The sequence below is a fragment of the Clavibacter sp. MX14-G9D genome (assembly GCF_032917815.1).
In the GTDB taxonomy this organism is placed as follows: domain Bacteria; phylum Actinomycetota; class Actinomycetes; order Actinomycetales; family Microbacteriaceae; genus Clavibacter; species Clavibacter michiganensis_K.
Genome location: NZ_JAVCVL010000200.1, coordinates 1 through 4,773, shown reverse-complemented (window position 1 = coordinate 4,773; position 4,773 = coordinate 1). Strand labels below are relative to the sequence as shown.

Here is a 4,773-nt window from a genome sequence, read left to right as displayed (position 1 = left end):
GGGGGGGGGGGGGGGCGGGGGGGGGGGGGGGGGGGGGGCGCCGGCCCGCCGAGGAACGGCAGCGCGTGGGGCGCGTTCGAGCGGAGCCCCGGGACCACGACGCGCGTGACATGCAGCCCCGCGCGCCGGACCTCCGGCAGGGTCACGTCGACCGCGAGCACCTCGCGCCCCGCGGCGCGCAGGGTCGCGACGAGCTCGGGCAGGCGCGCGGGCCCGTCCCAGCGGTCGGTCACGTCCGCGAGCTCCCGGCGGCCCGTGATGGACCGGTCGAGCTCGTCGAGGAACGCCGCCTGGAGCACGGGATCGAGGTGCAGCTGCAGGTGGCAGCCGTAGTCGACGACGTCCGCCAGGTCCGGCCGGTAGGAGAGCCGGTAGGCGCGGTCGGCGCGCCAGGGCTTCAGCGGGCTCCCCGGGAGCCGGGCCGCGGCCATGTACGGACCCGCGGGATCGTCGAGGTCGGCCTGGAAGAGCTGCAGCTGGAGCGCCTCCCCCAGCGCCTTGCGGGCGGCGCGCACCGGCCGGCCGCCGCCGGCCATGCCCAGGGTGAGGTACCCGGTGCGGGCGTCGCGGAGGAGCGCGCCGATGACGGGTGGTCCCGCCTCGGACGGGAGCAGGAGCCACCGGCAGGACAGGGCGTCGGCGGGCCCGCGGGCGAGGTCGTGCAGCGCCCGGGGGACGACGAGCTCCTCGAAGCCCGCGCCGTCCGTCCACGCGCGGGTCATCGCCTCCCGCTCGAGCACCTCGCAGAGGCCGCCCCAGCGCGCCTCCGCGACCGAGCGGCCGGTCGCGAGGCCGGCCTGCATGATCGGGTGGACGGCGGGCGGCACGAGGAGCGCGTGCGCGACCCACACGAGCGACGCCGGCACGAGCACGGGATCCCCGCTCCCCGCCCGACCGGGCTGCGTGCCGAGGCGCTCCCCCTCGGCCCAGTCGACGACGGTCCTCGCGTCGAGCGGCACGACCGGCAGCCGGCCGCCCGCGTGCTGCGCGGCGGAGTAGAGCGCGAGCGCGGCGGGATCCAGCACCGGACGGCCCTCCGCGCGGAGGTCGTCCGCTGAGGCCCGGGCGAGGCCCGCCGGCACGAGGTTGCCGCAGTACCGCTCGACCGCCTCGCCGACCGCCGCGCCGAGGACCGCGTCCGGGTCGGCGAACGCGTGCCCCGCGCCCGAGGCGTCGGACGCCCAGCCGCAGGAGGCGGCGGAGTCGGCGAGCACGGCGTGGGCGAGCGCGAAGGCGGGCGGGAAGTGCGCGGGCGTCGCGCGCGGCTCGATGCGGCGGACGATCCCGGTGCGGGCGTCGACTAGGGCGGCGGGCGTCAGCGGGGCGGCGGGGTCGGGGTGCATCGGGCCTCTCATGCCAGGGGGATCGGGTCGGGGACGAGGTCGTCGACGGAGGCGGGGACGCGGTCGAACCCGAGCCGTCGCGGCACGTCGAGGTAGCGGTCGGACCCGCGCAGCGGGTACGCGGGCGGCCCGTTCCCCACGAGCCCCGGCACCACGACGCGCACGACCTCGAGCCCGGTGAGCCGGACGTCGGGCGTCGTGAGGTCGACCGAGACGGCGCGCAGGCCGAGCCGGGCGAGCGCCTCGAGGTGCACGGGCATCGCCCCGTCGGCGTCGATGCGCGGCAGGCGGTCGAGCGATGCGGTGGCCGTCGGGCGGAGCCGGTCGAGGTGCCCGCCGTTCATCCGCGGATCGAGGTGCAGCTGCGCGACCGGCGGCAGGTCGGTGAGGCGCGAGTACCCGGGACCGACGTCGTCGCGGTAGCGCCGATCCGCCCGGTACGGCAGGAAGACGTGCGCCTCGATGCCGCCCGCGCGGACCGCCCGCCACACCTCGCTCGCGGGGTCGACGAGCTGACGCGTGAGCTGGAGCAGCCCGAGCGCCTCCACGAGCGCCTTCGTCGCGGCGTGCTCGGGGGTGCTCCGGCAGGCGCTCCCGAAGGCCACCAGCCGGGATCCGTCGGGGTGCTCCTCCTCGAGGAACGCGGCGACCACGGGCGCGGGCGACTCGGACGGCACCTCGAGGAGCCGGATCCGCACGGGCGGCGTCGCGGGGTCCTCCGCCCAGCCGAGCGCTCCCGTGATCCGGCCGCCGTCGTCGAGCGCGCGCGTGGATGCGCCGCTCGCCCACCAGACGGCGCACGCGTCGCGCTCCCACAGCTCCTCGAGCGCGTTCCGCTCGGCCATGTGCCGGTCCGTGCCGGCCGCGATGCCCGAGTAGGCCAGCGAGTGGCGCGGGACCTCGTGGGCGCGGGGGCCGTGCACGAAGTCGAGCCAGGCGAGCGACGCGGGCACGAGGACGGGGCCGCCGTCGTGCAGGTCGGTGCCGTCCGCCCAGAGCACATCGTCGTGGCGCGTGAAGGGGCGGAACGGGAAGCCGGGAGCCGCGTGCTGTCCGGGCGAGTAGAGCGCGAGGTCGTCGGGGTCCACGGGGCGCAGGCCGCGGGCGGTGAGCGAGGCGTGGGATCCGCGCGTCAGCCGCTCGGGCACCGCGTTGCCGCAGTACCGCTCGACGGCCTCGCCGCACGCCGCCAGCCGTGCCGGGACCGGGTCCCCCGCCGACGCCCCGAAGCCGAAGCCGTCGGCCCGCCACGGCGCGAACCTGTCGGCGCGGGACACGGTGGCGCCGTGCCCCACCCAGGCGAACGGCAGCCGGGGGTCGGCCGGCTGGCGCGCGAGGGAGGTGACGAGGCCCGTGCGGGCGTCGACGAGGTCGTGGACGCTCACGACGCCGCTCCCTCGGCGGGCGGCGCGTCCTCATGCTCCGTCGGCGGTTGGATCGCGCCGGTGCTGACGTCGTCGGCGTGGGGCGCGGCCCCCGCTCCGATCGGCAGCACGAGCACGAGCGGCGTCGCCGCGTCGACGCGAACGGCCTGCCGCACCGGCGCCTGCCGGGGAGAGGCGTACCGGTCGTGGGGAGGCCCGCCGAGGTTGCGCGCGAGCCGCGGGGCGTCGGCGCCCGCGAGCTCCACGACGAGCCGGGTGCCGGGCGCGAGGAGCGCGGCCACGGGACCCAGGGGGATGGTGAGCCGGAGACCGGCGTGCGGGCCGGTCGCGGTCGTCTCCCCCACCGCGAGCTCCTGCTCGGCGCCGTCGGGCTCCTGGGCGATCAGGCGCGCGATCCAGTCCACGCCGGGTGCGTCCGACGCGGACGTCAGCTCCACCGACGCGTCCCCGGTGAGCCGTAGCGGCGCGGCGAGCGGGAGCGTGCGGGCCCGGACGGCGTCGGGCCGCAGGGCGAGGGCGCGCCGATCGACGCCCGGGTGGCGGGAGGGGCGCGGGTCGCGCGGGTCGTGGACGAAGGCGAGCACCCCGCCCGCGCTCCACGCCACGCGGGTCGCCGCGTGCGGGGGCGGCCAGTCGACGTGCCGCTCCCAGCCGGCGTGGCGCACGTGCACGTCGGCGCGGCGGGGCGGGAGGGAGCCGGCGAGGGCGTCGCCGATCCACTCGACGAGCATCCGGCCCCAGGGGACGACGGCATCGTCGCCGTGGTCGAGGTCGCCGACGCGGCCGGAGGAGCTCGCGACGAGGTCGTGCTCCCACGGCCCCACGAGGAGATGCGACGGCGTGCCGGGCACGGCGGATCCCGCGACGCGGTGGTGCTCGAGGGTCTCGGCCAGCAGCAGGTCGTGCCAGCCGCCCACGTGCAGCGTCGCGGCGGAGAGGCCGGCCAGCTCGGCGGGCGTGATCTCCTCCCCCGTGCGGGCGGCCGCCCCGTCCTCCACGATCCCGGCCCAGGACGGCAGGTGCGCGCCCATCTCGCGCGGCAGGTCGAGGACGGGGAGGTGGCGGAGGAGGCCGGGCCGCTCGCGGAAGACGCGCGCGGCGAGTCCGTCGCGGCTCGTGCGGGCGTCGCCGCGTTCGAGCCACCAGGACGCGTGCTCGGCCAGGCGGAGGATCCCGCCGCCGCCGAACTTCGTGCGCGCGAGCGACATCGACGGCCCGAGCGACACGACCGCGCAGACGGAGTCGGGGCGCTCCACCGCCATCGCCCAGGCGGTGGACCCGGCGTAGGAGCCGCCGTACGCGATGACGCGGCCGTCGCTCCAGGGCTGGGCGGTGATCCAGTCGACGAGGGCGGCGCCGTCCTCGCGCTCCCCGCGATACGGGGCCCAGCTGCCGTCGGAGTCGTGGCGTCCGCGGACGTCCTGCACCACGTAGGCGAGGCCGCGCTCGCGCCAGCCGCGTCCCTCGGCCAGGTGCGCGGACCGCCCGTAGGGGGTGCGCGTCACCACGCACGGCACGCGGCCGATCCCGTCGGGATCGCCCGCGCCCTCGGGCACGTGCGCGTCGAGCACGAGCGCGCAGCCGTCGGACGCGATCAGCGGCAGCCCGGCGACGGTGCCGCGGCTCACCGCGCGCCCTCGACGAGCGCGCCCTCGACGAGCGCGGGTGCGACGGAGCCGGGTGCCGGAGCGGGCGGCTCGGCCAGGTCCACCGGCAGGGGGAGGACGGGATGGCGCTCGACGAGCCCGGTGGCCAGCTCGATGGTGTGCTCGTGGCGGATGCCCGGATGCCCGCCGCCCGCGAGGTGCGCCGCCAGCTCGTCGAGGACGATCCCCGCGGCGATGGCGGCCGCTCCCGTCCCGACGCCGTGCCACGCGTGGGCGGGTGCACGGCCCGCGGCCGCGCGAGCGTCCGCCTCGGCCCACAGCCGGTCGAGCTCCTCCACCACCCGGTGCGCGGCGCGACGGCGCCCGCGGTAGTCGGCGTAGGTCACGGCGCCGTCCCCGCCCGCCGCCTGCAGCGGGCCGACGACGAGGAGGGAGCCC

General features: G+C 78.5%; 4 protein-coding genes. All 4 read right to left on the bottom strand.

From position 1 onward, the window contains the following. Window positions 1–1,343, bottom strand: a 1,343-nt coding sequence (locus Q6969_RS12965; protein WP_317230805.1) for a YcaO-like family protein, incomplete at its 3' end; no start/stop codon positions are given. Window positions 1,344–1,351: 8 nt separating this feature from the next. Next, on the bottom strand, window positions 1,352–2,728 hold the full coding sequence (locus Q6969_RS12960; RefSeq protein WP_317230804.1) for a YcaO-like family protein: 1,377 nt from the start codon (window positions 2,726–2,728) through the stop codon (window positions 1,352–1,354). Beyond that, window positions 2,725–4,356, bottom strand: a complete 1,632-nt coding sequence (locus tag Q6969_RS12955; RefSeq protein ID WP_317230803.1) for a CocE/NonD family hydrolase — start codon at window positions 4,354–4,356, stop codon at window positions 2,725–2,727. The genes Q6969_RS12960 and Q6969_RS12955 overlap by 4 nt, the downstream gene beginning before the upstream one ends. After that, on the bottom strand, window positions 4,353–4,773 hold a 421-nt coding region (locus Q6969_RS12950), incomplete at its 5' end, for a hypothetical protein (RefSeq protein ID WP_317230802.1). The genes Q6969_RS12950 and Q6969_RS12955, both read right to left, overlap by 4 nt.